Source organism: Herbiconiux ginsengi, from assembly GCF_900107435.1.
GTDB classification, from domain to species: Bacteria; Actinomycetota; Actinomycetes; order Actinomycetales; family Microbacteriaceae; genus Herbiconiux; species Herbiconiux ginsengi.
The window spans coordinates 583,882-610,027 of the sequence record NZ_FNPZ01000001.1 but is presented as its reverse complement, the minus strand read 5'-3'; the positions used below and the strand labels follow the sequence as shown (position 1 = coordinate 610,027).

Here is a 26,146-nt window from a genome sequence, read left to right as displayed (position 1 = left end):
CGGGAGATGGCGACCCAGCCGACCCCTCACTGATCGAACCCGCGAGCACGTTTGAGGAGCCTGACGAGGTGGAGTGCGATGCCGCGGAGGCTCGGACCGTGTCGGTCCGAGCCTCCGCGGCCCACTCAACGGTCAGTGGGCGTACGCGGCTGCATCGTCTTCGTCCCAGGTGGGCATGAGGTCGTCCTTCTTGCCGCGGATGAGGAAGAACGCGATCACGGACGCGAGGATCATCGCGATGCCGGAGGCGATGAACGCCGAAATGTAGCCGTCGGTGAAGGCCGTGTGCTGATCCGCGCCGTCATCGAGGGCGCTGGTGACGGTGCCGGCGTAGAGCGCGGTGAACACGGCCAGGCCGATCGACCCGCCGATGTGGAAGGTCGAGTTGATGGTGCCGGAGGCGACGCCGGCGTCTTCGGGGTCGACGCCGATCAGAGCGAGGTTCTGCAGGGGCACGAACAACTGGGCGAATCCGATTCCGAGCAGAATGAGGCCGGGGAGAACCTGGGTGAAGTAGTTGCCGTCGGGGGTGATGCCCATGAAGGAGAACAGGCCTGCCGCGCAGAACAGTGGGCCCAGGATCATCAGCGGGCGAGGGCCGAACCGGTTGAGGGCTTTCGTCGCGAACGGGCTGCTGAGGAGGATCGTGGCGGTCATCGCGACGTTCGCGAGACCGGAGATGAGGGGGCTCATGCCGAGCACGATCTGGAAGTAGAAGGTGAGATACAGGATCGAGCCGATCATGATCGCGCCAACGACCGCCTGAATCAGGAACGCGCCGCCACGGACCGAGTTCACGATGACACGCAACGGGAGGAGGGGCTGCGTGATCCTCGACTCGATCAGGATGAACAACGCCAGGAGGCCCGCGCCGAGCGCGAGGAAGCCGATCGTGTCGATCGAGTCCCAACCGTGCTCTGCGAGAGTGAAACCGTAGACCAGGGCACCAAGGCCCAGGGTCACCGTGATTGCGCCCCAGACGTCATACCGGTTGCGGCCGTCGGCCTTGCTCTCCTTCAGCAACAGTGCGCCACCGATGAGGCCGGCGATGACGAAGAACACGTTGACCAGCAGGCACCAGCGCCACGAGGCGAACTCCGTGAGCACTCCTCCGAGCACGAGGCCGACAGCGGCGCCGCTTCCGGCAACGGTTCCGAAAATGGCGAACGCGATGTTGCGCTCCTTACCGTGGGCGAACGTCACCGTCACCATCGCCAGAGCGGCCGGCGCGAGCATGGCCGCGAAAGCGCCCTGGATGCCGCGGGCGATGATCAGCTCGAGCCCCGACTGCGCCAGGCCACCCCAGGCAGAGGCGATTCCGAACCCGATCATGCCGACCATGAAGGTGCGCTTGCGACCCCAGTAGTCCGCGATCCGGCCGCCGAGAAGGAGGAGTGCGCCGAACGCGAGGGCATAGGCCGTGACGATCCACTGCCGCTGCACATCGCTGAGCCCGATCTCGAGCTGCGCCTGCGGAAGAGCGATGGTGACGATCGTCGTATCGAGCACGACGACCAATTCGGTGAGCGCGAGAATCGCGAGTGCCCACCAACGAGTGGAAGAACTGCGCAGAGCAGTAGACATAAGAAAGCCTCCAGGCTTCTCAAGAAATGAGTAACTGGAGGCTTCAAACCTCGGATCACCATGCGACATCGCCGCACCCGACCGACCGCAGCCACGAAGCTGCGCAGGCCGAAAAGACTATCAGACAGTGATCCTGACGGCGGGACGTTTCAGTAGGCGACGCCGAATTGCTGTCCCGTGTGCGCAGGGGCTTCGATCTCGTCGACGACAGCGAGCGCGAAGTCGGCTCCCGAGATTGCAGATTGCCCGTCAAGGTCGAAGATCGCCACATCCCCACCGGTGCGATAGACCCCCGTGGCCTCTCCTGGCACGTGGGCGCCGTAGGTGGCGGCCGGGCTGACGTAGAACCAGTCCAGACCGTCGGGTGCCCTCTCGGTCAGATCGTCGATGACCTCAGCCATCACTCGGGCTTCCGCTGCGAACTGAGGGGGCACTTCTCCGGTGTATGCCGTGCGCACGGCATCGGGTGCCAAGCGGAGGGCGCTGAAGCCACCCACGATCCCGATACGCGTGCCCTCACGAGCGGCGATCTCCGCAGCCCTCGCATAGAGTCCACGCAGTTCGGACTCGAGTTCGCCACGCGGTGCAAGCGCCCCGACGATCACGTCAGCGCCTGCCACCAACCCAGCGAGCTCGTCCTGGATCGACCCCGTCAGGTATCGGATGCCGTCGATCGTCTCGGCCGGAGGGTTTCGGCTGAATGAGGTCACCTCGTGCCCGCGTGAGGCGGCCTCACGGGCGATGTTGGAACCGGTGTAGCCGGTTCCCCCGAGGATGGTGATTCGTGTCATGGTCGTCCTTCTTCCGATCGTCTCGCTTGCGCAACCTTGGTAACCATAGGAGAGTTGCTCTCTCAATGTAAGAAGGCACTTCGAGGTAACCGGATGGAGTATCGGGATGCGTGAGATCGGCCCGGGCGAGCTCGACCCCTACCAGCAGGGGTGCCCGACGCGGCGCATCCTCGACCTGATCGGTGGACGGTGGACGGTGCTCATCGTCGGCGCTCTCGGCAGCGCGACGCTTCGCTTCTCCGATCTGCTGCGCCGAGTCGATGGCATCTCGCAGAAGATGCTGACACAGACTCTTCGCGCACTGGAACGCGACGGCCTGGTCATTCGCACGGTCACCGCGGAGGTGCCGGTGAAGGTCGAATATCGGCTCAGCGCCGCGGGACTCACCCTCACCGAACCCCTCAAAGCCCTTGAACTCTGGTCGATCGATCACTTCGCCGGAATCATGGCTGCCCGGAGAGATCACGAGATCCCTGACTCGACGTAGAGTCGGTCGTCGCAGGCAAGCCATCGGGTGGTCACGCGGCGTCCGCAACTGCCTTGATCGACTCGCCGGCCGGGGCCCGGCGCGGGTGCGCGATCGGCCGACGATGCCGCGCTGCTCTCTGAAGGGCTCGGCCGCTCAGCGCCTGCTCGACGACAGCCAGCCCGACGCGGTGAGCGCGAGCGCGATGGCTCCCATGACGGTCGAGCGCTCCGCGAGCGAGCCGCGCACCACGGGCGGCGGCGCGATGGTGTCGGGGATCAGCCCGCGCTGCAGGGCACGCGTCATCGGCTCGATCACGGCCTCCTCCGACGCCGACATCGCACCCACCACGATCACCCGTTCCGGAGCGAACAGCAGACAGGCCCGCGATGCCGCGTCGCCCACCAGTTCCGCTGCGTCGGACACCACACGGCGGGCGCGGGGATCGCCGTCGGCCAGGAGTCCGAGGAGGGTGCGCAGGTCGATCGAGCCCGCAGGTCCGGCGGCCTCGAGCAGGGCCGGGATGGAGGCGAAGGTGTCGAGACATCCGCGCTTGCCGCACCGGCACACGGCACCGTGTTCCGACACCGGGAAGTGACCGATCTCTCCCGAGCCCGAGCCGACCACGAGACGGTTCTCGATGATCAGGCCGGCACCGATGCCGCTGTGGAACTTGATGGTGAGGGAGTCCTTCGCTCCCCGCCCGGCGCCGAAAGCGTGTTCGCCCAGGGCTGCCAGATTCGCGTCGTTCTCGATCAGGGAGCTGACGCCGAACGCGGTGGACATCGATTCCGCCGTGGCCTCCGACCAGCCGGGAAGAACGGCCGAGCCGATCACGCGCTGCCGCACCGAATCGATCGGCCCCGGCAGGGCGACGCCGGCGGCGAGGATGTCGCTCGCCGAGAGCGCGGCGGCCGCCAGGGCGTCGTCGAACAGCCCGCGCGCGATCCGCAGTCCTTCCTCACTCGAGTACTGCTCCACCAGGCGGCCTTCGCGAAACGCGATCTCCCGCGCTCCGAGGTCGCAGATCGAGACCCGCACCGTGCGGAAGCCGAAGTCGATCCCGGCGACCGCGCCCAAGCCGGGATTGATGCTGAGCTCGCGCGAACGCGGCCCCGTGCGACCCGGCGCCTCGGTCGCCTCGTCGGCCTCGAGCAGCAGGCCTTCGGCCGTGAGCGACTTGATCAGAGCGGTGATCGTCGAAGCGGCAAGACCGGTGGTGCGGGCCAGCTCGGCACGGCTCAGCGACCCCTCGTCACGGATCGCCGCGAGCACCCGATACCGCGTGCTCGAGGTGTCGTCGCCAGCCGCGTCGCCGAACGTCTTCATATCGGGAACCCTACACGGCGAGTGCCCGAAAATCGAGCCAAATGCTTCGGTAAGAGAACTAACTCACGGAAGAACATTCCAAAATCGGCTTGACAACTTCTGTTCCCGAAGGATTTACTGAGCCTCATCACCCACCGCGGTGGCACGTCGATGTGCAGTCCCGAACGTGTCTCGCGGCCGAACTCAGCCCGAAAGGCCACGCATGAGCACGCTCCAGCCCACTCTGGAACTCCGCGGCATCAAGAAGACCTTCGGGCACGTCTCCGCTCTCAAGGGCGTCGACCTCGCGGCCTACTCCGGTGAGGTGCTCGCGATCGTCGGCGACAACGGCGCGGGCAAGTCCAGCCTGATCCGCACCATCAGCGGCGTCTACCGCCCCGACGAGGGTGCGATCCTCGTCGAGGGCGAGCAGCAGGCCTTCTCGAACCCCGCCGCCGCTCGGGCCGCCGGCATCGCCACCGTGTTCCAGGATCTCGCGCTCATCGAGGTTCTGGATGTCGCGACCAACATGTTCATCGGCCAGTACCCCCGCCGCGGCCCCTTCGTGCGCCGCAAGGCCATGGAACGCGAGGCCCGCGCCTTTCTCGACGAGCTCGGCGTCTCGGTCGCCTCGGTGCGCACCGAGATCGGCATGCTCTCGGGCGGCCAGCGGCAGATCGTGGCGATCGCCCGCGCGATGCGCACCGGCGGTCAGGTGGTGCTGCTCGACGAGCCCACCGCCGCCCTCGGTGTGCGCGAGACCGCCCAGGCCGCCGACATGATCCGCACCCTCCGCGAACGCGGCAACGCGGTGATCGTCGTGAGCCACGACATGTCGCTCGTGTTCGAACTCGCCGACAGCATCCAGGTGATGCGACTCGGCGAGGTCGCCGGGGTTCGCCGGCGCACCGACACGACGCGCGACGAGATCATCGGCCTGATCACGGGCGCCATCACCGGCGACCGCCTCACCGCCTGAAGCCCGAAACACCCCAACCCGAAAACACCTGGTCACGCATTCCCCGACAGAGAGGTCACCCACAGAATGTCTCCCATCACCCCCCGCCGCGCCGCTCTGGCGACGCTCGCGATCGCCGCGATCACCGCCTCCCTCAGCGGATGCAGCGCGCTCTCGGGCGGCTCCGTCGCCGCGAGTTCGACTCCCACCGGCGACCTCCGCGAGGTCAAGACCATCACCTACGTGAACCCCGCTCCCTTCTATCCCTCCTTCGACGACGTCGGGCAGTGCTTCGAAGAGGCGGCGAAGGCCAACGGCTGGAAGCCGGTCGAGGTCGGCACCGCGGGCAGCGCGGTCGACAACCAGGGCGCCATCGACCTCATCTCGCAGGCGATCGCGAACGGCACGGATGCGCTGGTCGTCTTCCCGACGATCCCCGAGCTGTTCACCCCCGTCATCCAGCAGGCCCGCGATGCCGGCATCTACGTGGTGGCCCAGAACGCCGGAGCCCCGAGCATCGGGCAGCAGACCCAGGTGGGCACCGACTCCAAGCAGCTCGGCGCCCTCATCGCGGAGGGCCTCGGCGCCACCGACCCGGCCGCGAAGGTCGGCATCCTCTCCGGATCGGCCAGCACCACCCCGCACGTCGACGAGATCACGGGCTTCACCGACTACGCCGCGGAGCACTTCCCCGACATGACGGTCGTGGCGAGCGACTACACGAACGGCGACCCGACCAAGGCGCCGGAACTCTTCAGCAACATGCTGACCGCGCATCCGGAGATCACCGCCCTCTTCCCGATCGAGGGAACCTCGGTGGCGGCAGCCATCACGGCGGTGAAGGAGCGCGGCGCCACGGGCACCATCAACGTCGTGGCCAACGACCTCACAGCCGACCACCGCGCCGTGATCGAGGACGGCTCGCTCCTCGGCGTCGGCGAACAGGGCTGGTGCGAGTCGGGCACCAAGTCGGTCGAGGCCGTCAAGAAGCTCTCCGAGGGCGAGACGCTGCCCGACTTCATCCCCACCACCAGCACCTTCTACGACATCAGCAACCTGCCCGCGAAGTAGCTCCTCCGGGGGCCCGGTGCTTCCGGGCCCCCTTCCCTCCCCAGAAAGCGAGTCCGCTTCGTGAAGAACATCGTGCGCCGCATCGCCGGCGCCCAGCAGCTGGGCATCATCCTCATCATCGTCGTGCTGCTCGTGGTGGCCCAGGCCGCGAATCCTCAGGCGTTGATGCCGTCGAACATCGTCGAGATCCTGCGCTCCAGCGCGCTCTACTTCATCGGCGCCAGCGCAGCCACGCTCGTGCTGGTGGGCGGCGGGCTCGACCTCTCGATCGGGTCGGTGTTCGCTGTCGGGGGCGTGGCCGCGGGCATCGCGATGAACGCCGGCGTGCCGTGGCCGCTCGCCATCCTGCTGGCGCTCGTGGTGTGCGGAATGCTGGGCCTCATCAACGCCTCGCTCATCACCTGGGTGGGCGTTCCGCCCTTCATCGCCACCCTCGGCATGCTCTTCGCCGCGAGCGGCATCGTGATCGTGGTCACCGGCGGAACCCCGCGCTTCGGCTTTCCGGCCGCCTTCACCGACCTCGGCCAGCTCAACCTCTTCGGCATCCCCCTGCTCGTCTTCTACGCCGTCATCATCGGCGTGCTGGCCCACGTCGTGCTGGCGCACACCGTGTTCGGCTACAACATCCGGGCATTCGGCGGCAGCGCTCCCGCGGCCCGGGCGAACGGCATCCGTGCTGCGCAGATGAACGTCTCGCTCTATGTGATCAGCGCCGTGGTCGCCGGTCTCTGCGGCGTTCTGCTCGCCGCTCGCGTGGCGACGGCCGATCCGGGCGCCGGTGGAACGGGCTTCGCCTTCCAGGTGCTGGCCGCCGTCATCATCGGGGGCACCAGCCTGTTCGGCGGCGTGGGCACCATCGCCGGAACCGCGCTCGGCGCCCTGCTCTTCGCGGTCATCAACAACACCCTCGCGCTCACCAACACGAACCCCCAATGGCAGAACGTGGCCACCGGCGTCATCCTCGTCACGGCCGTCGCGGTCGACCACCTGCGCCGCAAGCGGCGGTTCGCCGTGCGCTCGGCGTGATGCGCGCCCGCGTCCCCGCATCCGCCGACACGAGAGGAACTCCTTCGATGACCGCCCCTGAAACCGCCACCGATGCCGATGCCGTGGATGCGACCGATCCCGTCGCCGACGAGCTGCGCGACCCCCACAAGTTCACGGCCCGGTTCCTGCACCCCGACAAGTACCCGGTGCTGCAGCGCACCGGCCTCCTCCCCGCCGACCTGGTGGGTCTCGAGGCGGCGATGGCCGGCACCGACGAGGCCGCCCTGCACGGCTACCGGGCCGAGTTCGCCCGCGAGGTGCACTCGGCTGTGAGCGGCCTGTCCCCGGACGCGGCCTCCCGGCTGCCCTTCCGCCCGGGCGAGGTGGTGGTGGCGCTCGGCGATTCGATCACCGACGACTCGCTCTCCTGGGCCCACCAGCTGCAGGCCTACCTCGATCGGCACCGGCCGGATGACGGCATCCGTGTGGTGAACGCCGGCATCACCGGTCATACCACGCAGGAGGCGATCGCCCGCATCGACCGCCTGATCGCCCTCGGGCCCGACTGGGTCATCCAACTGCTGGGCACGAACGACGCCCGCCGGCACGGCGCCGCCCGGGTGCAGATGCAGTCGATCGGCGAGACCCGGCGCAACCTCGCGCTGCTCGCCGAACTGGTGGCCGCCGAGACCGGCGCGACGCTGGTGTCGATGACCCCGCCGCCCGTGATCGAAGCGGATGCGGATGCCTGGGTGCCGTTCCACAGCGAACGCATCACCTGGCGCGAGACCGACGTCGCGGCGATCGCCGAGGCCGTTCGGCAACAGGCCACGATTCTGGTCGACGTGCATCGGGTGTTCCTCGACCACGCGACGACGACGCGCGCCGCCCTCCTCCTCCCCGACGGAGTGCACCCCACAGTCGCCGGGCAGCGACTCATCCTCGAGGTCCTGCTCGACACGCTCACGAAGCCCGCACAGCTCGACGGTGAGCTGCGCCTGGAAGGAGAAGACAATCATGACGATCGAGAATCCCCGGCGACGACGTAGAGTGCTCGCCGCCGTCGCCGTCAGCGCGACCCTGGCGGTGACCTTCGGCACGGCATCGCCCGCCCTGGCGTTCGACAACCAGGTCGTTCCCATCTCGGCGAGCATCGTGAGCAGCATTCCGACGGATGCCCTCACCCTGCAGCTGAAGCAGATGCTGACGAACTCGAACGAGTACGCGGTGACGACCTGGTGGAACACCACCAAGAACTTCGACGCCCAGTCGGCGAGCGCCTATCTGAGCTTCGGCGGAACGGCGGAGAGCAACATCCGTCCCTCAGCGGCCGAGGCGATGGCGCTCGCGACGGCGTTGCGCTTCGGCTCCTACGACCCGGTCGCCACCGGAGTGTCGACCGCCGACGCGACGGCGATCGTGGTGCGGCTCGTGGGCTCCCTCGCCTACCGCCACTACTCGGTCACGGCCGGCGGATGGGGCACCAGCTCCGCTCCCGCGTGGCCGGGCAGCAACGGCTGGCAGTCGTCGCTCTGGGCGAACGCGGCGGGCACGGCCGCCTGGCTGATCTGGGACTCCCTCGGCAGCACCGAGCGCGGTTACGTGCGAACGATGGTGGAGGCCGAGGCCAACCGCTACCTCACCTGGAACCCGCCGTACTACCGCAACCTCGCGGGCACCGTGCTCTCGGCGGGCGACACCAAGGCCGAAGAGGTGGCGTGGGACAACAACATCCTGCAGCTCGCGACCGCCATGATGCCCAATCACGCGAACTACGCCACGTGGATGGACAAGCGCCTCCAGCTCTCCCTGGCCGCGGTGGCGCGACCGGCCGACGTCGACGCGACGAACGGCCCGAAGATCGTGAACGGCAAGCGCCTCGACGTGTGGGTCACCGGGTCGAACGCCTTCAACGACGGCACGGTCGTGAACCATGGGATCGTGCATCCGGAATACCAGACGTTCCCGTCGCTGGTGCTGTTCGGCGCCGTCGACCAGGCGCTCGCGGGCAAGTCCGTGCCCTACGCCGACCTGCGCGGCTTTCCGGCCTTCTACGGTTCGATCGTCAACCAGACCTGGACGGCGGGCCCGAAGCCGGCGCAGTACGACGTCGATTCGACCGTCACGCACCAGATCAACGCGCCCGGCGGCAAGGTCTACGCCGGAACGGCGACCGGCGCGACCGACTACACCGACATCTACTATCCGATGGGCAACGACTGGGGCAATGCGAACCGGATCAACTTCTTGATCACGGATGTCTTCGCCGCCACCATCCCGTCACTGTACGGGGCGCTGGATGCGGGCCTCACTCAGGGCGGTGCCTACTGGGCGCCGATCCACGCGCAGAAGATCCTGAACCAGCAGGCGCGCTTCGCCGACGGGCATACCTACCTCGACAGCGGGGAGAACAGCTACGACGGCCGGGAAGAGCAGGTGGCCCAGTTCGCGGCCTACTCCTACCTCTCCCGGCTGCTGCAGGCGAACGGGCGGTTCTCGGTCACGAACGCTGCCTACTGAGCCGAACCGGCCGCGGTCACGACGCAGCGACGTCGCGGCCGCGGCACGGCTCTCGTTGCCGGTGGCCAGAACGGCAGACGCGGCGCAGATCGGCCGTCCGATAGTTTGGGTGGGTCGATCTCGGTTGGGAGTTGCTGTGGCCGCTGGTCTGGTGCATCCGGATGTCGCTGTCGTCAGCCGTGTGCTCGGTGGCCTCGGCGCCGGTTTCTCGCTGGGCGCGGCAGAGGTCGACAATGCCGAATACGGTGCCGTGCTTTCGCAGGTCGGGCGCCTGTCGGTTCGGTTCCGGGTCGGAAAGCCGACTCCGAAGAAGGTCGGGCTGTTCGTCACCGTGTGGAGTCGGGCGCCCGACGGATCGACGAAGCCCTTCACCGCCGAAGACACCATCGACATACTGCTGGTCTCCGTGCGCGAAGGCTCCCGATTCGGTGTCTTCGCGTTCCCGAAGGCAGCCCTTGTCGGCCAGGGAATAGTGTCGGTCGGCGGTGTCGGCGGAAAGCGCGGTTTCCGGGTCTATCCGCCGTGGTCGGCGACCGCCAATCCGCAAGCGCGACAGTCCCAGAGGTGGCAGGGCGACTACTTCCTCGACATCGGCGACGGGTCTGCCTTCGACGCACGGCAGGCCAGGCGGCTCCTGGCGATGGAGTAACCGGCGAAAGACCCCGGTCGCGCCTTCGCAACCGTCCTCAGCTGTATCCCGACGGGGTCGGGAACAGGCCCTGCAGAGCGTGGTCGCCGACCTCCTGCGCCTTGTAGGCGACCGGGTCGTGCAACGTGATGGTGCGGGCGTTGCGCCAGAAGCGGTCGAAGCCGTACGACGTGCCGGTGGCCCGGGCGCCGGTGAGTTCGAACAGCCGCGACGTCACGTCGAGCACCGTCTTCGTGCTCACCACCTTCGCCGCCGCGACCTCGACCGCCACCTCGCCGCGCTCGGCGTCGGTGAGGTCCCAACGGCGGTCGGCCGCCGCGACCAACGCGTCAGTCGCCCGCCAGGTGAGCGCATCCGCCGCCCGCGTGGCCGAGGTGAGATCGCCGATCAGCTCCCGGATGTACGGGTCGTCGACCGCACGATCCACTCCGCTGGTCGACCACGGCTTCGTCGTCGTCGCGACGTAGGACGCCGCTGCGGCGAGCGCCCCCTCGGCCAGACCGACATGGATGTGGTCGAGCGCCAGCTGGAACAGCAGGATCGAGAGCGACGCGAACGGCCGGTATCTCGGGCCGGACTGCTCGCCGAAGCCGAGCACGTGCGCATCCGGAACCGATGCCGCGTGGAACGACACCGATCCGGAGGCCGAGAGGCGCTGGCCGATGTTGTCCCAGTCGTCGTGGTGCACGACCGTGGGCTGGGTGGCGTCGATGATGATGGCGAGCTTCTCGCCGGTGTCGACGCGGGTGCCGCTCGCGGTGATGCGCTCGGAGACCTGCGCGCCGGTGGCGAAGAACTTGCGGCCCGAGACGGTGAAGCCGCCGTCGGCCGGCGTGAGCTCGAGCCCTGCATCGCGCGGGTTGCCGGCGCCGCCCCAGAACCAGTGGTTGGCGGCCAGGCCGCGCTGCAGCCCGTCGATGACGTCCTGCCGCTCGTTCAGCTGCAGCCGCCAGGAGTTCACGAAGTGGTAGGCGAAGACGTGGCCGAGCCCGGCATCCGCCCGGATGACGGGCCGCAGCGCCGTGAACACGGTGCGCCAATCGAGCCCGCCGCCGCCGAAGTCGCGGGAGACGAGGGCGGGGAGGATTCCCGTGGCCCGCAGCGCGGCGACCTCGGCGAACGGCGCGGTTCCCTCGCGATCGCGCTCCGCTGCGACGCTCGCGAACCCCTCGGCGAGGCCGGCGAGCGCGTCGACGGCGGCGTCGGCCGAGGTGATGACCGGGGGATGGAGCGGGTCAGTGGGCACAGAGTTCTCCTGGGGATGAAGCGAGAAGGTGAGACGCCGTTCAGCGTGTTAACTATGCCGCGCCCGCCGGGCTTTCGCGGAATCGCTCCCGGGGAACGGTACCGGACTGGTACCATGCGATATGGCCGTCAACCTCCGCATTCCCGAAGAGCTCGATCGTGAACTCGCCCGCGTCGCCGAGGCCGAACACGTTTCGAAGAGCGCGCTCTTGCTGCAGGGTGCTGAGCTGATCGTGCGCCGTCACACGCGCCGCCGGGCGATCGACGACGGTCTCGACTTCGTGCAGTCGCACGATGCCGAGCTGCTCACCCGCCTCGAAGACGCGTGACCGAATACCTGAACCTCGAGGACGCGCTGCAGCTCGTCGAGCGTTTCGGCTTCGTGGTGCGCGATCTCGGCCTTCTCGAATCCGCGCTCGCCCGACCGTCGTCCGAGTTCGCCGGCGTCGAGACGTATGCATCGCTCGAACTCAAATGCGCCGCGCTGCTGGAATCCGTCGTGCGGAATCACGCACTCCTCGACGGAAACAAGCGCACGGGCTGGACAGCGATGGTGCTGACCCTCTGGATCAACGGCTTTCAGCACGACTTCGCCACCGACGACGCGTTCGATCTGGTGCTCGGCGTCGCCCGCGGCGAGATCGCCCTGTCGCAGAGCGCGGAGCTGATCGCCCAGCACCGCGTCACCCGATGAAGAGGGGCTACTCGGTCCAGGGGGTGCGGTTCCAGCTGCGGAGCACCTGGTTGCCGTGCTCGAAACCGAGCACACTGATCGACGCCGTGTCGAGCACGACGAGTTCGCCGGCACGGATCGGCAGTCCCATCCAGGTGACCGCGAGGGTGCGGAGGAAATGCCCGTGGGAGAACAGCAGCACGTCGTCGCCGCCGTTGAGGGTGCGGCGCACTCGCTCGATGATCGCGGTGTTGCGGCGCAGGAGGTCGGCGGCCTGCTCGCCGCGACCCGCGGCATCCGTTTCGACCCCGTCCTCCCAGAGGTTCCACGGCTCGCCGAAACGCTCGGCGATCTGCGGGCTGGTCAGACCCTCGTAGGCTCCGTAGTCCCACTCGGCCAGGTCGGGATCGACCTCGGCCTGAGCCCCGAACCCGGCGATCTCGGCGGTGGCGGTGGCGCGCTGCCGCGGGCTGGTCAGCACCAGGCCGAACTTCTTGCCGGCGAGCACGCGGCCCACGGCGCGCGCCTGCTCCTCGCCGCCAGCGGTGAGCGGGATGTCGGTGCGCCCCGTGTGCTGCCCGGTGACGCTCCACTCGGTCTCGCCGTGCCGCACCAGCACCACGCGCGGGGCCGGTACCGCTTTCGGCTGGTCGACCACGATCGCCCCCGGCACCTCGAAGGGCAGGTCGGAGCGGGGTTCGTCGGAAAGGGTCATGGGTCCTCATCGGCTGGAAGCGCGGGCGGGCCGCCTGCGGGCGGGGCCCTGTCCAGAATATCGGCCTCGGAGAAGGGCGCGGCCCGAACGACGATCGCCGGAAACGCCACGGCAATCTCACCGCAACGTCCACCCGGGAAAATGGCGAAATGACCGATGCCCCCACCGCCCTCACCATCGTCGACGCCGTGATCATCCCGATGGCCGACGGGAGCGACTGGTTCCGCGGATGGATGACCGTGGGCGCCGACGGGCGGATCACCGGGCTGGGCGAGGGCGAGCCGCCACGAGGCGGGGGCTCGACCGGATCGGGCGGCTCCGGCGCAGCCGGCCGCGTCCTCGACGTCCACGGCGCCTTCGTGGCTCCCGGCTTCGTCTCGGCCCACAGCCACCTGTTCACCTCGGGCATGCGCGGCATGACCCCCGGCGAACCGCTCTACGGCTGGGTGGGCGAGCAGAGCACCTTCATCTCGGCGGCCGACGCCGACGACGTCTACTGGTTCACGCTGCACGGCTGCCTCGACTTTCTCGGCAACGGCGTGACGAGCGCCTACAACTTCACCGATTCGCGCGTGGTGGGCAAGTACGACGCCGTCACCGACACCCGCGAGATCTTCGCGATCCGGCCCGAGGAGTATCTGCTGCGGCAGATCGACGCCGCGCGCGATGCCGGGCTGCGCACCATGAACGCGATCCGGCTCGACAGCGAGTTCCAGCCGGCCGAGGAGGCCTTCGAGGTGTTCGCGCGGGCCGTCGACCACGTGAAGCAGACCGTGCCCGCTCCGCTCGACCTCGGCGCCTCCGTGTTCGGGGCGGTGCAGTGGTCGGCCACGTCACAGCTCGCGCACGACGAGGTGCGGGCGATGGATGCGCACGGCATCGGCAACCAGGCCCACTTCCTCGAGACGAGCGAGGCCCTCGATCAGCAGCGCGAGAAGTTCCGCTGGTACGAGGAGGCGGGCGCGATCAGGCCCGGTTTCCTGTTCGGCCATTTCGTGCATCCGGATGCCGAGATGTCCCGCATCGCCGCCGAGAAGGGGGCCGGCATGGTGTGGCAGCCCACGTCGAACGGGCGACTCGGATCGGGCGTGGCCGACATCCCGCGCTACCGCGAGCTCGGCCTGCCGATCGGCGTGGGGCTCGACGACCAGTCCTGCACCGACGTGTCCGACCCCTTCCAGAACGTGCGGATCGGCGTGTACACCCAGCGCGCCGTGCATCAGGACGCCGGCATCCTGAGCCCGCGCGAGATGCTGCGCATGCACACGCTCGGTTCGGCGGAAGCCCTCGGCGTCGACGAACGGATCGGGTCGCTCGAGGTGGGCAAGTTCGCCGACTTCCTGGTGGTCGACCCCACCGCGCCCGACACCGGCCCTGTCTGGGACGTGCACGCGCACTACGCCTTCGCGATGAGCCTGCGCAATCTCAAACAGGTCTACGTGGGCGGGCAACTGGTGTCGCAGAACGGGCGCAGCGTGCATCCGCTCGCCGCCGAGGCCTCGCGCGAGCTGCACGCCCGCGTGCGCGCCGTGGCCGCCCGCGCCGCCTCCCGCAGCACCTCGCGCCTCGCCTGGTAGCGCGCCACGCACGGAGTCGCGCAGTAATCTGGGGCCATGGCAGCCGCACTCCGACCCATGCCCGTGGAGGCGCTCGCCGCGTGGCTCGAGTACACGAGTGCCGAGTACGTGCGCGAACGGATGGCCGAGGGTGACTCCGCGGAGTACGCCCGGGAGCGGGCGGAGGAGTCGAACGCCCAGTACTTTCCCGACGGCCTTCCCGCCGCCGGCCAGCTCGTCTTTCAGGTCGTGACGGAGTCCGCTGAGGCCGACGCCGACGCCGACGCCGACGCCGAGGTCGTGGGCGTGCTCTGGATCGGCCCGATGTCGCCGCGGCAGCCCGGGGAGTGGTGGGTGTTCGACATCGAGATCGACCGGGCGCACCGCGGTCAGGGTCTCGGCCGCGAGACCATGCTGCTCGCCGAGAGGGAGGCCCGCGCGCACGGCGCCGTGCGCCTCGGACTCAACGTCTTCGGCCACAACACCGTCGCCCAGCGGCTCTACGCCTCGCTCGGCTACGAGACCACCGCGATGAACATGGCCAAACCCCTCTGACGCCTCCTGCTTCCCCCTCCACGTGCAGCCAGATCCGTCGCTTTCGGCCCTTCCCGCTGCGTCTCAGGGCCGAAATCGACGGAACTGCGTCGATGCTCGCCAGGAGAGGAGCGCTCGGGCGCGAGTAGGGTGAAGTCGATGTTCGACTTCCGTGCTCTCCGCGTTCCGATCGTGCAGGCGCCGATGGCCGGCGGGCCCTCGACGCCCGAGCTCGCGGCCGCGGTGAGCAACGCCGGAGCCCTCGGATTCCTCGCCGCCGGCTACCGCAGCGCCGCCGATCTCGACGAGCAGATCCACCGCGCGCGCCTGCTCACCGGCGAGGCCTTCGGCGTGAATCTCTTCGTGCCGCAGCCCTCGGCCGCGACGGAGGAGGCGCTCGCCGCCTACGTTGCTGCGCTGGCACCGCGTGCTGCCCGTTACGGCGTCGAGACCGGCAGCCCGCATCCGGATGACGATGCCTGGGCCGAGAAGCTCGACGTGCTGCTGGCTCTCCGCCCCGCCGTCGCGTCCTTCACGTTCGGCAGCCCCGACGCCGAGACGATCGGGCGACTGGCCGATGCCGATGTGCTCGCCGTCGTCACCGTCACCTCGCTCGCCGAGGCGCAGATCGCTCTGGCGAACGGAGCACCCGTGCTCGTGGTTCAAGGGCCGCTCGCCGGCGGACACCGCGGCACCTTCGACCCGGCAGCTCCGCCGCCCCGAGACGATCTCGACACGCTGTTCGGACGCATCCGCCACTACACGGATGCGCCGCTCGTCGTCGCCGGGGGCCTCACCACTCCGGCGTCAGTCGCTCACGTGCTGGCCCGCGGAGCCGTCGCCGCGCAGGCCGGCACTGCGTTCCTCCTCGCCCGCGAGGCCGGCACCCATCCCGTGCAGCGCGCCGCTCTCGTCGACCCGCAGTTCACCGAGACCGCTGTCACCCACGCCTTCTCGGGGCGCCCGGCCCGCGGCCTGGCGAACGAGTTCATGCGCCGGCACGACCCGGTCGCGCCACTCGGCTATCCCGAGGTCAACCAGCTCACCACACCCCTCCGCGCCGCAGCCACCGCGGCCGGCGACCCGCACGGCACCAACGTGTGGGCGGGGGCGGGTTTCCGATCCATCCGGTCCGGCAGCGCCGCCGAGATCGTCCGGCACCTCGCGAAGGAGATCGTGTGACCAAGCACCCCACCCATCCGGCCGGCTGGAGCGATCGGCTCCGGGTCAGCAGCCCGGTCGACCTCTCGGCCATCGACACCTCCGCCACGCCGGGTGTGCTCGACAAGGATGCCGCAGAGGAGATCTTCGACGGAACCAGTCGTTCCCTCCCGAAGCTGCAGGAGAAGCTCTTCGCCGACAGCCTGTTCGGGGGTGAGCACTCCGTGCTCGTGGTGCTGCAGGGCATGGACACGGCAGGCAAGGGCGGCACGGTGAAACGTGTGGCCGGGCCGATGGATCCGCAGGGCATCACGCATCACGCGTTCAAGAAGCCGACCGAGGAAGAGCTGGCGCATCCGTTCCTCTGGCGGGTGGAGAAGGAGTTGCCGGCGCCCGGGCAGATCTGCTTCTTCGACCGGTCGCACTATGAAGACGTGCTGGTGCCGCGCGTGCACGAGCTCATCTCCTCCGAGGAGTTGACCGCGCGCTATGCCGAGATCAACGAGTTCGAGCGTCGGCTCGTCGAGGGTGGCACGACGGTGCTCAAGGTGATGCTGCACCTCGGCCGCGACGAGCAGAAGAACCGCTTGCTACGGCGGCTCGACCGCTCCGACAAGCACTGGAAGTTCAATCCCGGCGACGTCGACGACCGCGGGCTCTGGCCGTTGTTCCACGACGCCTACGAGGTGGCGCTCACCCAGACCGACACCGAGCACGCGCCGTGGCACGTGGTTCCGGCTGACAAGAAGTGGTATTCGTCGCTGGCGGTGCAGCAGATCCTCAACGAGGCGCTGCAGGGGCTGGACCTCGGCTGGCCGGCGGCCGACTACGACGTCGACGAGCAGCGCAAACGGCTGCTCGCGACCTGAGCGGCGGCGCGGGCGTCGCGGTTCGCGGTTCGCGGTTCGCGTCAGCGGATCTCGGTCAGCGGTTCTCGAGCGCGTCGATCCGCTGCGCGATCAGCCGCAGCGCCGCGGAGATCACCGCGAAGTTCTTGTCCGACAGCTCCCAGCACGGATCGACGCTGAGGTGCCGGTGTCGTCTATTCAGTAATGATCGCGCGCCTGCAAGACCACGATGTGCGTGTCGGTCACGAGGTACACGAGACGGTTGGCATCGTCGATGCGCCTTGACCACGCCCCCGAGAGGATGTGTTTCAGCGGTTCGGGTTTGCCGGTGCCTGTGAACGGGTCGCGCAGGATCTCCTGGATCAAGCCGTTGACCCTCTTCAGGGTCTTCCGGTCCTGACCTTGCCAGTACGTGTAGTCCTCCCACCCGCCCCGGTCGAAGGCCAGCTGCCGGCTCACGCCTCGTGCAACTCGTGGGTCTCGAACTCACCGCGCCGTGCGCGCTCGAGGGCCGCGAGCAGCCGCTCCGCACCCTTCGCATTCCGCAACAGGTAGGCGGTCTCGGTGATCGCGTCGTAGTCGTCCTTGGAGATGAGGACGGCGTTGCCGTGCTTCGACACGACCTCGATCGGGGCATGATCGTCGTTGACCTGCTGGATGAGTCCGAACAGGTTGCGCCGAGCGTCGGTCGCTGTGATCGCGGACATCGCATCCCCTTTCGAGTGGTACCAGAAAGCGTACCACATGTGCCTGGTGGGCGGGCGTGGGAGTGACGCCCGCCCGCACGGCGTCGCGGCCCCGGGAGGGGAGGATGTCGGAGCCGATGCGCGCGCTCGCTGCCCGGCATGGCTGCCGCGAACTCGACGACGACGGGGAGAGGCGCGAGCTCGCCGACATCCTCTCCTTTCCCGTCTCACCGGAGAGCCACGAGCAGCTCGTGGTGCAACCCGGCTGGAGCAAGGAGCGCTACGAGGCCTGGCTGGGCGACGCGATCGCCCGTCTGGTGCTCGGCAGGCAGAGCGCGAGCAGCACCCCGCCGACCGCGGCGCAACCCAGGTAGATCACGCCGATCGGCGTCTGGCTGTCGTCGGGCAGGGTGGCCGCCGCCCCCATCGTGACCGCGACGAAGAGGTAGCAGACGGCGCTGGTCAGTCCGCCGATGAGGCCGAGGTTGCGGTCGAAGAGGCCGAGCGCGAGACCGTAGGCCATCGGGCAGAGGGCGCCGCAGCCGAGCATCACGAAGATGCCGCCGAGTGTGATGAACAGGATGTCGGGACCGATCAGGAGCCCGCTCACGGTGAGGATGACGGCGCCGACGGTGAACGACGCCAAGGCCGAGAAGCCCAGGAGTCTCGACGAGATTCGGGTGGCCAGCGAGCCGGTCGCCAGCTCGCCACCGAGATTCGCGGCGCCCACGAGCAGGGCGATGCCGCCGTAGGCCGCGGGCGGCAGGCCGAGCTGCGTCTCGTAGAGCAGCGGTGCCACCACGCCGAAGAGCAGCTGGGCACTCGCGAACACGGCGAACACCAGAGTGAGGCCCACGAAGAGCCTTCTCCCCAGCGTCGTGCCCAGCACGCGAACGATCAGGCGCGGCCGGATCGGCTCCGCCTTGTCGGCCGCGAGCGTCTCTGGCAACAGGCGCCACACCACGACGGCGGCGACGGCGGCGAGCCCCGCGATCAGCACGAAGATGCCGCGCCAGCTCACGAACTGCACCAGCAGCCCGCCGATCGCGGGCGCGATCACCGGCGCGAGGCCCCAGGATGCGCCGAGCCAGCCCGAGAGCGCCGTCAGTTCCCGCCCGCGGTGCGTATCGGCGGCGATGGCGTAGACCACCACCATGCAGGCGCACGCTCCGACTCCCTGCACGAAGCGCAGCACGAGCAGCAGCCCGATGTCGGTGGTGGCCGTGATGCCGAGGCTCGCGGCGAACAGGAGCGCGAGGCAGACGAGCAGGGTGGGCTTTCGGCCGCGTGCATCGGCGATGATGCCCACCGGGAGCAGTCCGATGCTCATGCCCAGCACATAGGCCGACACCGAGTTCTGCACGAGGGTGGCGGATGCGCCGAACTCGCGGATCATGTCGGGGATCGCCGGTGTGTAGACGTCGATCGGGAACTGGCTGAGCGGGATGACGCCCAGCAGGATCGCGATCAGCACCCGCCGGTTCGGCCTGCTCGCTCCTGTCACGACATCCCCTCTCTTCGTCCCCTCGATCCGTCACTTGTGGTCGCTCTGGGTCGGCCAGAACGACCACAAGTGACGGGTCGACGGCCGGATGCGCTCAGTAGGGCAGTGTCGCCGGTTCCAGGCGGCCCGACTGCTCGCCCACGAGCGACTCGTCGCGCGGATCGAGGCGCAACACCTCGGTGCCGTCGCGCAAGCGGTCGAGGCTCACCCAGAAGATGCTCGGGCTGCGCGTGGACCCGAAGTAGTAGACCCCGTTCGTGAGGTCGGCACCCGACTGCCACCAGGTGGGATACACGCCGCCATCCGAATACGGAGCACCGTAGGGCACCGAGACGTTGGCGATGAGCTGGAACACCCCGGCCACCGCCTGCTCCACGTTCTCGGGCTCGGGCAGGTAGTGCAGGAAATACGAGGCGCGCACGAAACGGTCGAGCGACGTGATGTCACCGGGCGGCGGCAGTTCGCCGCCGAAGGCGCGGTACCGCGAGCGGTTGGCCAGCTGCTCGTCGAGCGTGGGGGAGTTGCTCATCACCGTGAACTCCCGGCCGTGATGCACGACGAGTTCGCCGCCGATCGGTTCGACGATCGCCGAGTCGCCGGAAGCGTCTTCCAGCGCGATGTGCACACCGAGCTCCTGACCGCGGATGTCGGGGGAGTAGATGCGCACCTCGTCGAGGTGGGCGACGGCCTCGGCCACCGTCGAGTAGTTGTCGAGCAGGTACTGCACCCAGAGCGTCGTGGCGATGGTGGGGCGGTCGTCGGGCGCCGGGAACTCCACGTCATCCAGGTCGAGGTAGAGGGCGTGTGCCGCCAGGCCCTTCTCGTTGAGTCCGTCGACCGTGCCGACGCCCCACATGCTGACGACGATGCTCGAGTACGACGACGTCCAGTTGAGGGAGGCCTCGTCGGCGTTGCCGGAACGCGTCACACCGCGGGGAACGAACCAGAGCTCGGGCTCGTCGCTCACCGACCAGTCCATGCAGCGGCTGACGGTCTTCGCGACGGCGTTGTCGTTCCAGAAGATGCGTGTGCACATGAATCCGAGCGTAGCGGGCATCCGTTCTCCCTCTGGGGAAGTTCTCCGCTGCGCGCTACGTTCGATTCCGAAGAGATCGCGTCCCCGCGACCCGTTGAGAAGGGACTCCCCATGGCTCAGAAGGTTTGGTTCATCACCGGCGCATCGCGCGGGTTCGGCAAGGAGTGGGCCACGGCTGCCCTGGAGCGCGGCGACAGCGTGGCGGCGACCGCCCGCGACACGGCGACGCTGGCCGAACTCGTCGACCGCTTCGGCGAGCGCATCCTGCCGCTCCAGCTCGACGTCACCGACCGCGAGGCGGATTTCGCCGCCGTGACCGAGGCGTTCAACTACTTCGGGCGCCTCGACGTCGTGGTGAACAACGCCGGGTACGGGCACTTCGGATTCATCGAGGAGATCACCGAGGCGGAGGCCCGTGCACAGCTGGAGACGAACCTCTTCGGCGCGCTCTGGATCACCCAGGCGGCGCTGCCGTTCCTCCGCGAGCAGGGCAGCGGTCACATCGTGCAGGTCTCGTCGATCGGCGGCATCTCGGCGTTCCCGCTGGTGGGCATCTATCACGCCTCGAAATGGGCGCTCGAGGGCTTCTCGCAGGCGCTCGCCCAGGAGGTCGCCGGATTCGGGGTGAAGGTGACGCTCGTGGAACCGGGCGGGTTCAGCACCGATTGGAGCGGCTCCTCGTCGTCGACCTCGGAGCCCCTCGAGGACTACGCCGAGGTGCACGAGCAGGTCGCCGCAGCGCGACGCGCCCGGCTCGGGGCGGCGGGCGACCCCGCGGCGTCGGCGGCCGCGCTGCTGCAGGTGGTCGACGCGGATGAACCGCCGCTGCGCGTGTTCTTCGGAATCGCGCCGCTTGGCATCGCGAAGGCCGACTACGCGTCGCGCATCGCGACCTGGGAGAAGTGGAACGACGTCTCGGAGCTCGCGCAGGGCTAGAAATTGCGCAAATAGCGAGGACCGACGCCCTATAGGGGGTCGGTCCTCGCTATTTGCACAATTACACGTGGGCTTCCGTCGCTTTGAGGGCGCGGCGCGTGTCGTCCATCACCAAGTCGGCGTTGATCTGCGTGGCGACGGTGGCGCCCGATGCCGCGGCCATCACCACGAGCGAGTTCGACATGGCCGAGTTGCCCGCCACCCAGACGCCGGGCACCGAGGTGAGCCCCACGGAGTCGGACGTCACCCACTCGCCCATCATCGTCTCGCCACGGGCGGCTCCGAGCTGCCGCAGCAGCTCGTCGTTCGCCACCAGGCGCGGGCCGAGGAAGAGGCGATCGAGCTCCAACGTGGCGCCGTCGTCGAGGGTCACACCCGTGAGGCGGCCCTCGTCGTCGGCGAGCACGGCGGTCGCGTCCGCCGGGAGGATGCGCACCCCGCGTGCTTCCAGACCCGCGCGGGTCTCGTCGTCGAGCTCGGCCGTGAGGGGCCCGAAGAACGTCACGTCGGCCGACCACTGCCGGAGCATTGCGGCCTGGTGCTGGCTGAGCGCGGTGGTGGCGAGCACCCCGATGCGCGAGTCGCGCGACTCCCAGCCGTCGCAGTAGGGGCAGATCACCGCGCCGCGCCCCCACTGCTCGGCGAGGCCCGGGAGGTCGGGCAGCTCGTCGCGCAGACCGGTGGCGATCACGAGTCGACGGCCCGCGAGCATCCGACCGTCGTCGAGTTCGACCGTGAACGCGCCGGACTCGCCGGCGGCGCGCACGGCCCGCCCGGTGATGATCTCGGCACCGTAACCGCGCACCTCGGCGCGGCCGATCTCGAGGAGTTCGAGCGGCGACATCCCGTCACGGCTGAGAAAACCGTGCATGTGCGGTGCGAAGCGATTGCGCGGTTCTCCGCCGTCGACCACGACCACACGGCGGCGGGCGCGGGCCAGCACGAGGGCCGCGTTGAGTCCGGCGGCTCCGCCGCCGACGATGATGACATCCCAGGATTCGTTGTTCATGACTCCACTGTCGCGCCGTCATCCGCCCTGGCAAAGCAATGTGCTGAAATGGCAAGATGAGTGACATGGCCGTGACGACCTCCGGCGCCCCCGTTCCGAGTCGCGGCGCCCTGATCGGCGCGCGCCTCAAGGCGGCCCGCCTCGACCGCGAGCTGACCCTCGCGGCGCTCGCTGCCGCCACCGGCATCTCGGCGAGCACGATCTCGCGCCTGGAGAGCGGCAAGCGCCAGCCCAACCTCGAGCTGCTCATCCCGTTGTCGGCGACCCTCGAGGTGACGATCGACGAATTGGTGTCGGATGCCGCCGTTCCCGACCCCCGGGTGCGGCCCCGGCTCTCCAAGCGGTGGGGTGCCGAGGTGGAGATGCTCTCGCGCGAGGGCTCGGCGATGCAGACGGTGCGGATGGTGCTGCACCGGCGCGACGAGGAGCCCGAGCTGCGCAGTCACGAGGGCTTCGAGTGGCTCTACGTGCTCGACGGCCGCCTCCGGCTGCGGTTGGGGGAGCACGACATCGTGCTGAAGCCCGGAGAAGCGGCGGAGTTCGCGACGCGAGTGCCGCACTGGCTGGGCAGCGCCGACGACCGGCCCGTGGAGATCATCGGCATCTTCAGCCGCGACGGGGAGCGCATCCACGTGCGGGCGCAGACCGAGCCCGATCGGCGCGCGGGGCGCTGAGCCCGCCGTCTCAGCGTAGGTACGCCGCGAGGTCCGCCGTCTCGATCGAACGGCCCGCATCCGGAAGGGGGGCCACAGGTGCCCTTCGCCCGGGAGGCCGAGGAGCGCATCCGGTCGTGACCTGCTCGGCTGTCAGCCGACCGGTCCCGAAGCGCCCGCGAAGACGTAGACCCAGGCCTGCTCGCCCGAGTCGAGTGGAACCAGCACCCGCCGGTAGTCGTCGACCTCGTAGTCGTCGGCGGCGAGCAACTCGTCGACCGTGATCTCGAACACCGTGCCCGACACCGGATCGGCGGTCGAGTCGGGCACGAGGAGCGGATGCCGGTCGCTCCCGCTCGTGGCGATCACGGCCGGGTCTGTGATGGTGAGCCAGTCGAGACGGTATCCCACCACGGCTGCCTCGCACCCGCCGAGCAGGCGCCCGAAGGTCGCGAGCTGCACCTCCGGCTGGCGCAACGTGCCGTAGGAGAAGAGCAGCACCCCATCCGCGTCGTCCACGCTTCGACTCTATCGAGCCACGCCTCTATCGGGCCACGGCGGCGTCAGCCGTACACGACCGCGAGGATGACCGGATAGACGAGAGCACCCAGCACGCCGAGCAGGCCCGCTGCACCGAGCGCGAGGCCGGCGGAGGCGAGGGCTTTCGGCGACCCGGGCTTGCTGATCGCCACGAGACCGAGGATCACCGCGGCCAGCGCCGTCAGGCCCACCAGCACCGTCTGAACGCCCGAGACGGCGGAGGCGGCACCGCTGCCCGAGGCGAAGGCCGCGGCCTGGACGAAGAGGAACAGGAATCCGAGCACCGGTCCGACGGCACCGAGCAGGAGGGCCGCGAGCCCGAGCGGATCGCGGGTCGTCGCACCGCCGGCCTGCTGAGGACCGGGTGCACCGGGCCGGCCGGGTGCACCCGGCGGATTCGGTCCGTAGCCCGGATGGCGCGGCGGCGCGCTCGCGGGCGGTGTCGCGCCGTAACCCGGATGAGGTCGCTGCTGCGGTGGGTAGCCGGCCGGCGCGCCGTACTGCGGCTGGGAGGGCGGGTAGACGGGCTGACCCGGGGTCGGATACGGCGGTGCGGCGGGATGGTCGGGTGTCGGCTGGCTCACGGTTCTCCCCTCGGCAGGCGGACTGTTTCCTCCATCCTGTCCCGATCCGGCGGCACGTGGGGGTGAATTCCGGATGCGGCGGATGCGCGGCCCCGTCAGCCGGCGTGATCGACCGCCACGGATGCGCAGGCTCAAGACGGTCGTCACGTTTGAGAGATGCTACGGTCGGGAGGTGGGCGTCGCCGGACGCCGGACGGGGGCGGTGATGGGTGAGATCCTCGACGACATGGACTCCCGGCCCGGGAGCATCACGTCGTTGCTGCGCACCGTGCTCGGCATCTACCTCCGACAGCTCGGCGGGTGGATCGCGGTGGCCGACCTGGTCTCCCTCATGGAGGCTCTGGACGTTCCCGCCCCGCGCACGCGCACCGCTCTGGCGCGGGTGAAGAAGAAGTCGCTCGTGGTTCCCGAGACCCGCGGCAAGGTGGCGGGATACGCGCTCGTTCCCGACGCCGCGCCCATGCTCGCCCGGGGCGACCGCCGCATCTACCATCCACGCAACATGGGCCCGGAGAGCAAATGGTGTGCCGTGTCGTTCTCGATCCCCGAGGAGAACCGGCATCTGCGCCATCAGCTGCGGCGCCGGCTGCACTGGATCGGGTGCGGCACGGTCTCGCCCGCACTGTGGATCTGCCCCGCCTATCTCGTCGACGAGGTCGACGAGATCCTCCAGGATCTGGGCGTCAGAGAGCACGCGACGGTGTTCATCACGGAACGCCCTCGTGTCGCCGGCGATCTCCGAGACGCCGTGGCCTCGTGGTGGGACCTCGACGCCATCCGCGCCCAGCACGAGGAGTTCCTGAGCGACTACTCGGCCGAGGGATTGATGGCCGACTCCGCCGAGGTGGCCCCGCGCGACGCGTTCGCGATCTACATCCGGAGCGTCGACACCTGGCGCATCATCCCCTACATCGATCCCGGTCTTCCCGACTCGTTGCTCCCCGACGACTGGCCCGGCGACGCCAGCAATGCCCTGGTCTTCCGCCTTCGGGGCCGCTTCAGCGGCCTCGCCACCGAGTTCGTGCGCGAGGTCACCGGCACCGCGATCGACGATCCCGCCGGCGAAGCGTCGCTGGCCCTGACCGTGACCGACTGATCACCTCGCGCTCCCCGCGATTCCCTACCGTGAAGGATGACTGATGACCTCGACCGCTCCCGCGCTCGCCGATGAGCATTTCCTCCTCCTCGACGGCTGGCAGCACCGCCGTCAGCCGGGGCACTGGCAGGGGTGGCTGGCCGAGAGGCTGGTGGAGCGGGGGGCGAGCGTCGACTACCTCACGCTGCCCGACCCCGAGCATCCCCGTTACGCCGACTGGTCGGACGTCGCGCTGCGCGCCCTGCGGGGGCGCGAGCGGGTGACGGTGGTGGCGCACGGCCTCAGCGTGCTGTTGTGGCTGCGCATGTGCGGCGATCGTGCCCGCGATGCGGCGCTCGCCGACGGCCGTCCGCCCGCTCCCCTGGCCAGGCGGGCCGTTCTCGTCGCGCCGCCGGCGACCGGGATGCACGGGGGAGACGTCTCCGAGAGCCTTCCCGTCACCGTGACGGCCGAGGCGGTGGCGGCCGCAACCGTCGAACCCGCTCTCCTGCTCTCCTCGATCGGCGACCCCTATCTCCCCGAGGGCGCCGAGACCCGCTACGGCCTGCCGCTCGGCCTGGCCACGGTCGAGGTGCCCGGCGGCGGACACCTGAATCAGGCCGCCGGATTCGGGCCGTGGCCCGAGATGCTCCAATGGTGCGAGACGGGCGTGTGGCCCCTGCCGGCCGTCGCGTCCGGCGACGAGGAACTCGGTCGCGCTCTGGCGGCGCACTTCTCACCGCAGGGTCGCCGGCTCGGAATCGCGGTGCTGGGTCCGATCTCGGACGCCGGGACGGAAGCCGTCGAGGAGGCCTTGCGGGCGGCCGGACTCGAGCCGGAGCGACGGCTGGCGCGGCTCTTCCCTCGGGTCGGCGAGGAATCGCTCCGGGTCGAGGACGTCGCCGAGTTCGCCGAGCTCTACGGTCACGAGTACTCCGTGGCGGTCGTCGACGCGGGCGCTTTCGCGGAACAGGGCGATCGTCGCCGGATCGAATCCGCCTACCGCGGGGCGGGCTGCACCGTCGTCTGGAGCGAGTCGGTGAGGGCGGCGGTCTGA

Annotated in this window: 29 protein-coding genes; 17 read left to right on the top strand and 12 right to left on the bottom strand. The window is 69.2% G+C overall.

Annotated features, from left to right (window positions below; all coding sequences use genetic code 11):
• Nucleotides 1-132 precede the first annotated feature (132 nt).
• Together BLW00_RS02980 and BLW00_RS02975 are read right to left on the bottom strand one after the other, a co-directional pair.
• Entirely contained in the window at nucleotides 133-1,584 is a 1,452-nt protein-coding gene (locus tag BLW00_RS02980) for an MFS transporter (RefSeq protein WP_092548949.1), read from the bottom strand.
• Nucleotides 1,585-1,733: 149 nt separating this feature from the next.
• Nucleotides 1,734-2,375 carry an NAD(P)-dependent oxidoreductase gene (locus BLW00_RS02975; protein WP_092548946.1) on the bottom strand — a complete coding sequence of 214 codons (642 nt, stop codon included), beginning with the start codon at nucleotides 2,373-2,375 and terminating at the stop codon, nucleotides 1,734-1,736.
• 106 nt (nucleotides 2,376-2,481) lie between these two features.
• On the opposite strand from BLW00_RS02975, the gene BLW00_RS02970 reads away from it, so the two are divergent.
• Nucleotides 2,482-2,862, top strand: coding sequence for a winged helix-turn-helix transcriptional regulator (locus BLW00_RS02970; RefSeq protein ID WP_092548943.1), 381 nt, complete (start codon nucleotides 2,482-2,484; stop codon nucleotides 2,860-2,862).
• Nucleotides 2,863-2,997: 135 nt separating this feature from the next.
• Here BLW00_RS02970 and BLW00_RS02965 read toward each other — a convergent pair whose 3' ends face one another.
• Nucleotides 2,998-4,170 (bottom strand): ROK family transcriptional regulator, encoded by a 1,173-nt coding sequence (locus BLW00_RS02965; RefSeq protein ID WP_092548940.1) that lies wholly within the window; start codon nucleotides 4,168-4,170, stop codon nucleotides 2,998-3,000.
• Nucleotides 4,171-4,372: 202 nt separating this feature from the next.
• On the opposite strand from BLW00_RS02965, the gene BLW00_RS02960 reads away from it, so the two are divergent.
• The 6 genes from BLW00_RS02960 to BLW00_RS02935 all read left to right on the top strand — a co-directional run bounded on the left by BLW00_RS02960 (nucleotide 4,373) and on the right by BLW00_RS02935 (nucleotide 10,334).
• Nucleotides 4,373-5,128: an ATP-binding cassette domain-containing protein gene (locus BLW00_RS02960; RefSeq protein ID WP_092548937.1), complete on the top strand. Its 756-nt coding sequence runs from the start codon at nucleotides 4,373-4,375 to the stop codon at nucleotides 5,126-5,128.
• Between the two features lie 66 nt (nucleotides 5,129-5,194).
• Nucleotides 5,195-6,178 (top strand): sugar ABC transporter substrate-binding protein, encoded by a 984-nt coding sequence (locus tag BLW00_RS02955; protein WP_092548934.1) that lies wholly within the window; start codon nucleotides 5,195-5,197, stop codon nucleotides 6,176-6,178.
• 60 nt (nucleotides 6,179-6,238) lie between these two features.
• Entirely contained in the window at nucleotides 6,239-7,204 is a 966-nt protein-coding gene (locus BLW00_RS02950; RefSeq protein WP_092548931.1) for an ABC transporter permease, read from the top strand.
• Nucleotides 7,205-7,251: 47 nt separating this feature from the next.
• A complete protein-coding gene (locus tag BLW00_RS02945) occupies nucleotides 7,252-8,214 on the top strand; it encodes an SGNH/GDSL hydrolase family protein (protein ID WP_092548928.1) in 963 nt (320 codons plus the stop codon).
• Nucleotides 8,183-9,685, top strand: coding sequence for a hypothetical protein (locus BLW00_RS02940; protein ID WP_139256594.1), 1,503 nt, complete (start codon nucleotides 8,183-8,185; stop codon nucleotides 9,683-9,685). Before BLW00_RS02945 ends, BLW00_RS02940 begins: the two co-directional genes overlap by 32 nt.
• Before the next feature lie 136 nt (nucleotides 9,686-9,821).
• Entirely contained in the window at nucleotides 9,822-10,334 is a 513-nt protein-coding gene (locus BLW00_RS02935; protein ID WP_092548922.1) for a MepB family protein, read from the top strand.
• A gap of 37 nt (nucleotides 10,335-10,371) precedes the next feature.
• Here the strand turns inward: BLW00_RS02935 and BLW00_RS02930 are convergent, their stop codons facing one another.
• On the bottom strand, nucleotides 10,372-11,580 hold the full coding sequence (locus BLW00_RS02930) for an acyl-CoA dehydrogenase family protein (RefSeq protein ID WP_217634272.1): 1,209 nt from the start codon (nucleotides 11,578-11,580) through the stop codon (nucleotides 10,372-10,374).
• A 121-nt stretch (nucleotides 11,581-11,701) separates the two neighbouring features.
• Here BLW00_RS02930 and BLW00_RS02925 point away from each other — a divergent pair, with 121 nt between their 5' ends.
• On the top strand, nucleotides 11,702-11,908 hold the full coding sequence (locus tag BLW00_RS02925; RefSeq protein ID WP_092548919.1) for a hypothetical protein: 207 nt from the start codon (nucleotides 11,702-11,704) through the stop codon (nucleotides 11,906-11,908).
• On the top strand, nucleotides 11,905-12,273 hold the full coding sequence (locus BLW00_RS02920) for a type II toxin-antitoxin system death-on-curing family toxin (protein WP_092548916.1): 369 nt from the start codon (nucleotides 11,905-11,907) through the stop codon (nucleotides 12,271-12,273). Before BLW00_RS02925 ends, BLW00_RS02920 begins: the two co-directional genes overlap by 4 nt.
• Nucleotides 12,274-12,280: 7 nt before the next feature.
• Here BLW00_RS02920 and BLW00_RS02915 read toward each other — a convergent pair whose 3' ends face one another.
• Nucleotides 12,281-12,967 carry a histidine phosphatase family protein gene (locus tag BLW00_RS02915; RefSeq protein WP_092548913.1) on the bottom strand — a complete coding sequence of 229 codons (687 nt, stop codon included), beginning with the start codon at nucleotides 12,965-12,967 and terminating at the stop codon, nucleotides 12,281-12,283.
• Nucleotides 12,968-13,116: 149 nt separating this feature from the next.
• Between BLW00_RS02915 and BLW00_RS02910 the strand changes: the two genes are divergently transcribed.
• The 4 genes from BLW00_RS02910 (at nucleotide 13,117) to BLW00_RS02895 (ending at nucleotide 17,087) form a co-directional block, all read left to right on the top strand.
• Complete coding sequence (locus BLW00_RS02910) at nucleotides 13,117-14,544, top strand: amidohydrolase family protein (RefSeq protein ID WP_092548910.1); 1,428 nt, start codon at nucleotides 13,117-13,119, stop codon at nucleotides 14,542-14,544.
• Between the two features lie 36 nt (nucleotides 14,545-14,580).
• Nucleotides 14,581-15,078, top strand: a complete 498-nt coding sequence (locus BLW00_RS02905; RefSeq protein WP_092548907.1) for a GNAT family N-acetyltransferase — start codon at nucleotides 14,581-14,583, stop codon at nucleotides 15,076-15,078.
• Between the two features lie 138 nt (nucleotides 15,079-15,216).
• Nucleotides 15,217-16,239 carry a nitronate monooxygenase gene (locus BLW00_RS02900; RefSeq protein ID WP_092551879.1) on the top strand — a complete coding sequence of 341 codons (1,023 nt, stop codon included), beginning with the start codon at nucleotides 15,217-15,219 and terminating at the stop codon, nucleotides 16,237-16,239.
• Nucleotides 16,236-17,087 carry a PPK2 family polyphosphate kinase gene (locus tag BLW00_RS02895; RefSeq protein ID WP_092548904.1) on the top strand — a complete coding sequence of 284 codons (852 nt, stop codon included), beginning with the start codon at nucleotides 16,236-16,238 and terminating at the stop codon, nucleotides 17,085-17,087. The genes BLW00_RS02900 and BLW00_RS02895 overlap by 4 nt, the downstream gene beginning before the upstream one ends.
• Before the next feature lie 177 nt (nucleotides 17,088-17,264).
• On the opposite strand, the gene BLW00_RS02890 is transcribed toward BLW00_RS02895, so the two are convergent.
• From BLW00_RS02890 to BLW00_RS02875, 4 genes are all read right to left on the bottom strand, one after another.
• Nucleotides 17,265-17,525, bottom strand: coding sequence for a Txe/YoeB family addiction module toxin (locus BLW00_RS02890; protein WP_092548900.1), 261 nt, complete (start codon nucleotides 17,523-17,525; stop codon nucleotides 17,265-17,267).
• The gene (locus BLW00_RS02885; protein ID WP_092548897.1) at nucleotides 17,522-17,773 is read right to left on the bottom strand and encodes a type II toxin-antitoxin system Phd/YefM family antitoxin; all 252 of its coding nucleotides are present in this window, start codon (nucleotides 17,771-17,773) and stop codon (nucleotides 17,522-17,524) included. The genes BLW00_RS02890 and BLW00_RS02885 overlap by 4 nt, the downstream gene beginning before the upstream one ends.
• A gap of 259 nt (nucleotides 17,774-18,032) precedes the next feature.
• Nucleotides 18,033-19,256, bottom strand: a complete 1,224-nt coding sequence (locus BLW00_RS02880; RefSeq protein WP_092548894.1) for a multidrug effflux MFS transporter — start codon at nucleotides 19,254-19,256, stop codon at nucleotides 18,033-18,035.
• 94 nt (nucleotides 19,257-19,350) lie between these two features.
• A complete protein-coding gene (locus BLW00_RS02875; protein ID WP_175494105.1) occupies nucleotides 19,351-20,292 on the bottom strand; it encodes a linear amide C-N hydrolase in 942 nt (313 codons plus the stop codon).
• A 111-nt stretch (nucleotides 20,293-20,403) separates the two neighbouring features.
• Here BLW00_RS02875 and BLW00_RS02870 point away from each other — a divergent pair, with 111 nt between their 5' ends.
• On the top strand, nucleotides 20,404-21,228 hold the full coding sequence (locus BLW00_RS02870) for an SDR family NAD(P)-dependent oxidoreductase (RefSeq protein WP_092548887.1): 825 nt from the start codon (nucleotides 20,404-20,406) through the stop codon (nucleotides 21,226-21,228).
• Between the two features lie 61 nt (nucleotides 21,229-21,289).
• Here the strand turns inward: BLW00_RS02870 and BLW00_RS02865 are convergent, their stop codons facing one another.
• A complete protein-coding gene (locus BLW00_RS02865) occupies nucleotides 21,290-22,237 on the bottom strand; it encodes an NAD(P)/FAD-dependent oxidoreductase (RefSeq protein WP_092548884.1) in 948 nt (315 codons plus the stop codon).
• Nucleotides 22,238-22,293: 56 nt separating this feature from the next.
• Here BLW00_RS02865 and BLW00_RS02860 point away from each other — a divergent pair, with 56 nt between their 5' ends.
• Nucleotides 22,294-22,911: a helix-turn-helix domain-containing protein gene (locus BLW00_RS02860; RefSeq protein ID WP_245741223.1), complete on the top strand. Its 618-nt coding sequence runs from the start codon at nucleotides 22,294-22,296 to the stop codon at nucleotides 22,909-22,911.
• A gap of 132 nt (nucleotides 22,912-23,043) precedes the next feature.
• Here BLW00_RS02860 and BLW00_RS02855 read toward each other — a convergent pair whose 3' ends face one another.
• Complete coding sequence (locus BLW00_RS02855) at nucleotides 23,044-23,409, bottom strand: gamma-glutamylcyclotransferase family protein (RefSeq protein ID WP_092548878.1); 366 nt, start codon at nucleotides 23,407-23,409, stop codon at nucleotides 23,044-23,046.
• Nucleotides 23,410-23,453: 44 nt separating this feature from the next.
• On the bottom strand, nucleotides 23,454-24,014 hold the full coding sequence (locus BLW00_RS02850) for a hypothetical protein (protein WP_092548874.1): 561 nt from the start codon (nucleotides 24,012-24,014) through the stop codon (nucleotides 23,454-23,456).
• 172 nt (nucleotides 24,015-24,186) lie between these two features.
• On the opposite strand from BLW00_RS02850, the gene BLW00_RS02845 reads away from it, so the two are divergent.
• Together BLW00_RS02845 and BLW00_RS02840 are read left to right on the top strand one after the other, a co-directional pair.
• On the top strand, nucleotides 24,187-25,110 hold the full coding sequence (locus BLW00_RS02845; RefSeq protein WP_217634270.1) for a PaaX family transcriptional regulator: 924 nt from the start codon (nucleotides 24,187-24,189) through the stop codon (nucleotides 25,108-25,110).
• Between the two features lie 43 nt (nucleotides 25,111-25,153).
• Nucleotides 25,154-26,146: an RBBP9/YdeN family alpha/beta hydrolase gene (locus tag BLW00_RS02840; protein WP_092548868.1), complete on the top strand. Its 993-nt coding sequence runs from the start codon at nucleotides 25,154-25,156 to the stop codon at nucleotides 26,144-26,146.

Bases quoted from the DNA above. Each gene is read 5' to 3' on its own strand.
- BLW00_RS02980 (WP_092548949.1), bottom strand. From the start codon at position 1,584: ATGTCTACTGCTCTGCGCAGTTCTTCCACTCGTTGGTGGGCACTCGCG.
- BLW00_RS02975 (WP_092548946.1), bottom strand. From the start codon at position 2,375: ATGACACGAATCACCATCCTCGGGGGAACCGGCTACACCGGTTCCAAC.
- BLW00_RS02970 (WP_092548943.1), top strand. From the start codon at position 2,482: ATGCGTGAGATCGGCCCGGGCGAGCTCGACCCCTACCAGCAGGGGTGC.
- BLW00_RS02965 (WP_092548940.1), bottom strand. From the start codon at position 4,170: ATGAAGACGTTCGGCGACGCGGCTGGCGACGACACCTCGAGCACGCGG.
- BLW00_RS02960 (WP_092548937.1), top strand. From the start codon at position 4,373: ATGAGCACGCTCCAGCCCACTCTGGAACTCCGCGGCATCAAGAAGACC.
- BLW00_RS02955 (WP_092548934.1), top strand. From the start codon at position 5,195: ATGTCTCCCATCACCCCCCGCCGCGCCGCTCTGGCGACGCTCGCGATC.
- BLW00_RS02945 (WP_092548928.1), top strand. From the start codon at position 7,252: ATGACCGCCCCTGAAACCGCCACCGATGCCGATGCCGTGGATGCGACC.
- BLW00_RS02940 (WP_139256594.1), top strand. From the start codon at position 8,183: ATGACGATCGAGAATCCCCGGCGACGACGTAGAGTGCTCGCCGCCGTC.
- BLW00_RS02925 (WP_092548919.1), top strand. From the start codon at position 11,702: ATGGCCGTCAACCTCCGCATTCCCGAAGAGCTCGATCGTGAACTCGCC.
- BLW00_RS02915 (WP_092548913.1), bottom strand. From the start codon at position 12,967: ATGACCCTTTCCGACGAACCCCGCTCCGACCTGCCCTTCGAGGTGCCG.
- BLW00_RS02910 (WP_092548910.1), top strand. From the start codon at position 13,117: ATGACCGATGCCCCCACCGCCCTCACCATCGTCGACGCCGTGATCATC.
- BLW00_RS02905 (WP_092548907.1), top strand. From the start codon at position 14,581: ATGGCAGCCGCACTCCGACCCATGCCCGTGGAGGCGCTCGCCGCGTGG.
- BLW00_RS02900 (WP_092551879.1), top strand. From the start codon at position 15,217: ATGTTCGACTTCCGTGCTCTCCGCGTTCCGATCGTGCAGGCGCCGATG.
- BLW00_RS02885 (WP_092548897.1), bottom strand. From the start codon at position 17,773: ATGTCCGCGATCACAGCGACCGACGCTCGGCGCAACCTGTTCGGACTC.
- BLW00_RS02875 (WP_175494105.1), bottom strand. From the start codon at position 20,292: ATGTGCACACGCATCTTCTGGAACGACAACGCCGTCGCGAAGACCGTC.
- BLW00_RS02870 (WP_092548887.1), top strand. From the start codon at position 20,404: ATGGCTCAGAAGGTTTGGTTCATCACCGGCGCATCGCGCGGGTTCGGC.
- BLW00_RS02865 (WP_092548884.1), bottom strand. From the start codon at position 22,237: ATGAACAACGAATCCTGGGATGTCATCATCGTCGGCGGCGGAGCCGCC.
- BLW00_RS02860 (WP_245741223.1), top strand. From the start codon at position 22,294: ATGAGTGACATGGCCGTGACGACCTCCGGCGCCCCCGTTCCGAGTCGC.
- BLW00_RS02840 (WP_092548868.1), top strand. From the start codon at position 25,154: ATGACCTCGACCGCTCCCGCGCTCGCCGATGAGCATTTCCTCCTCCTC.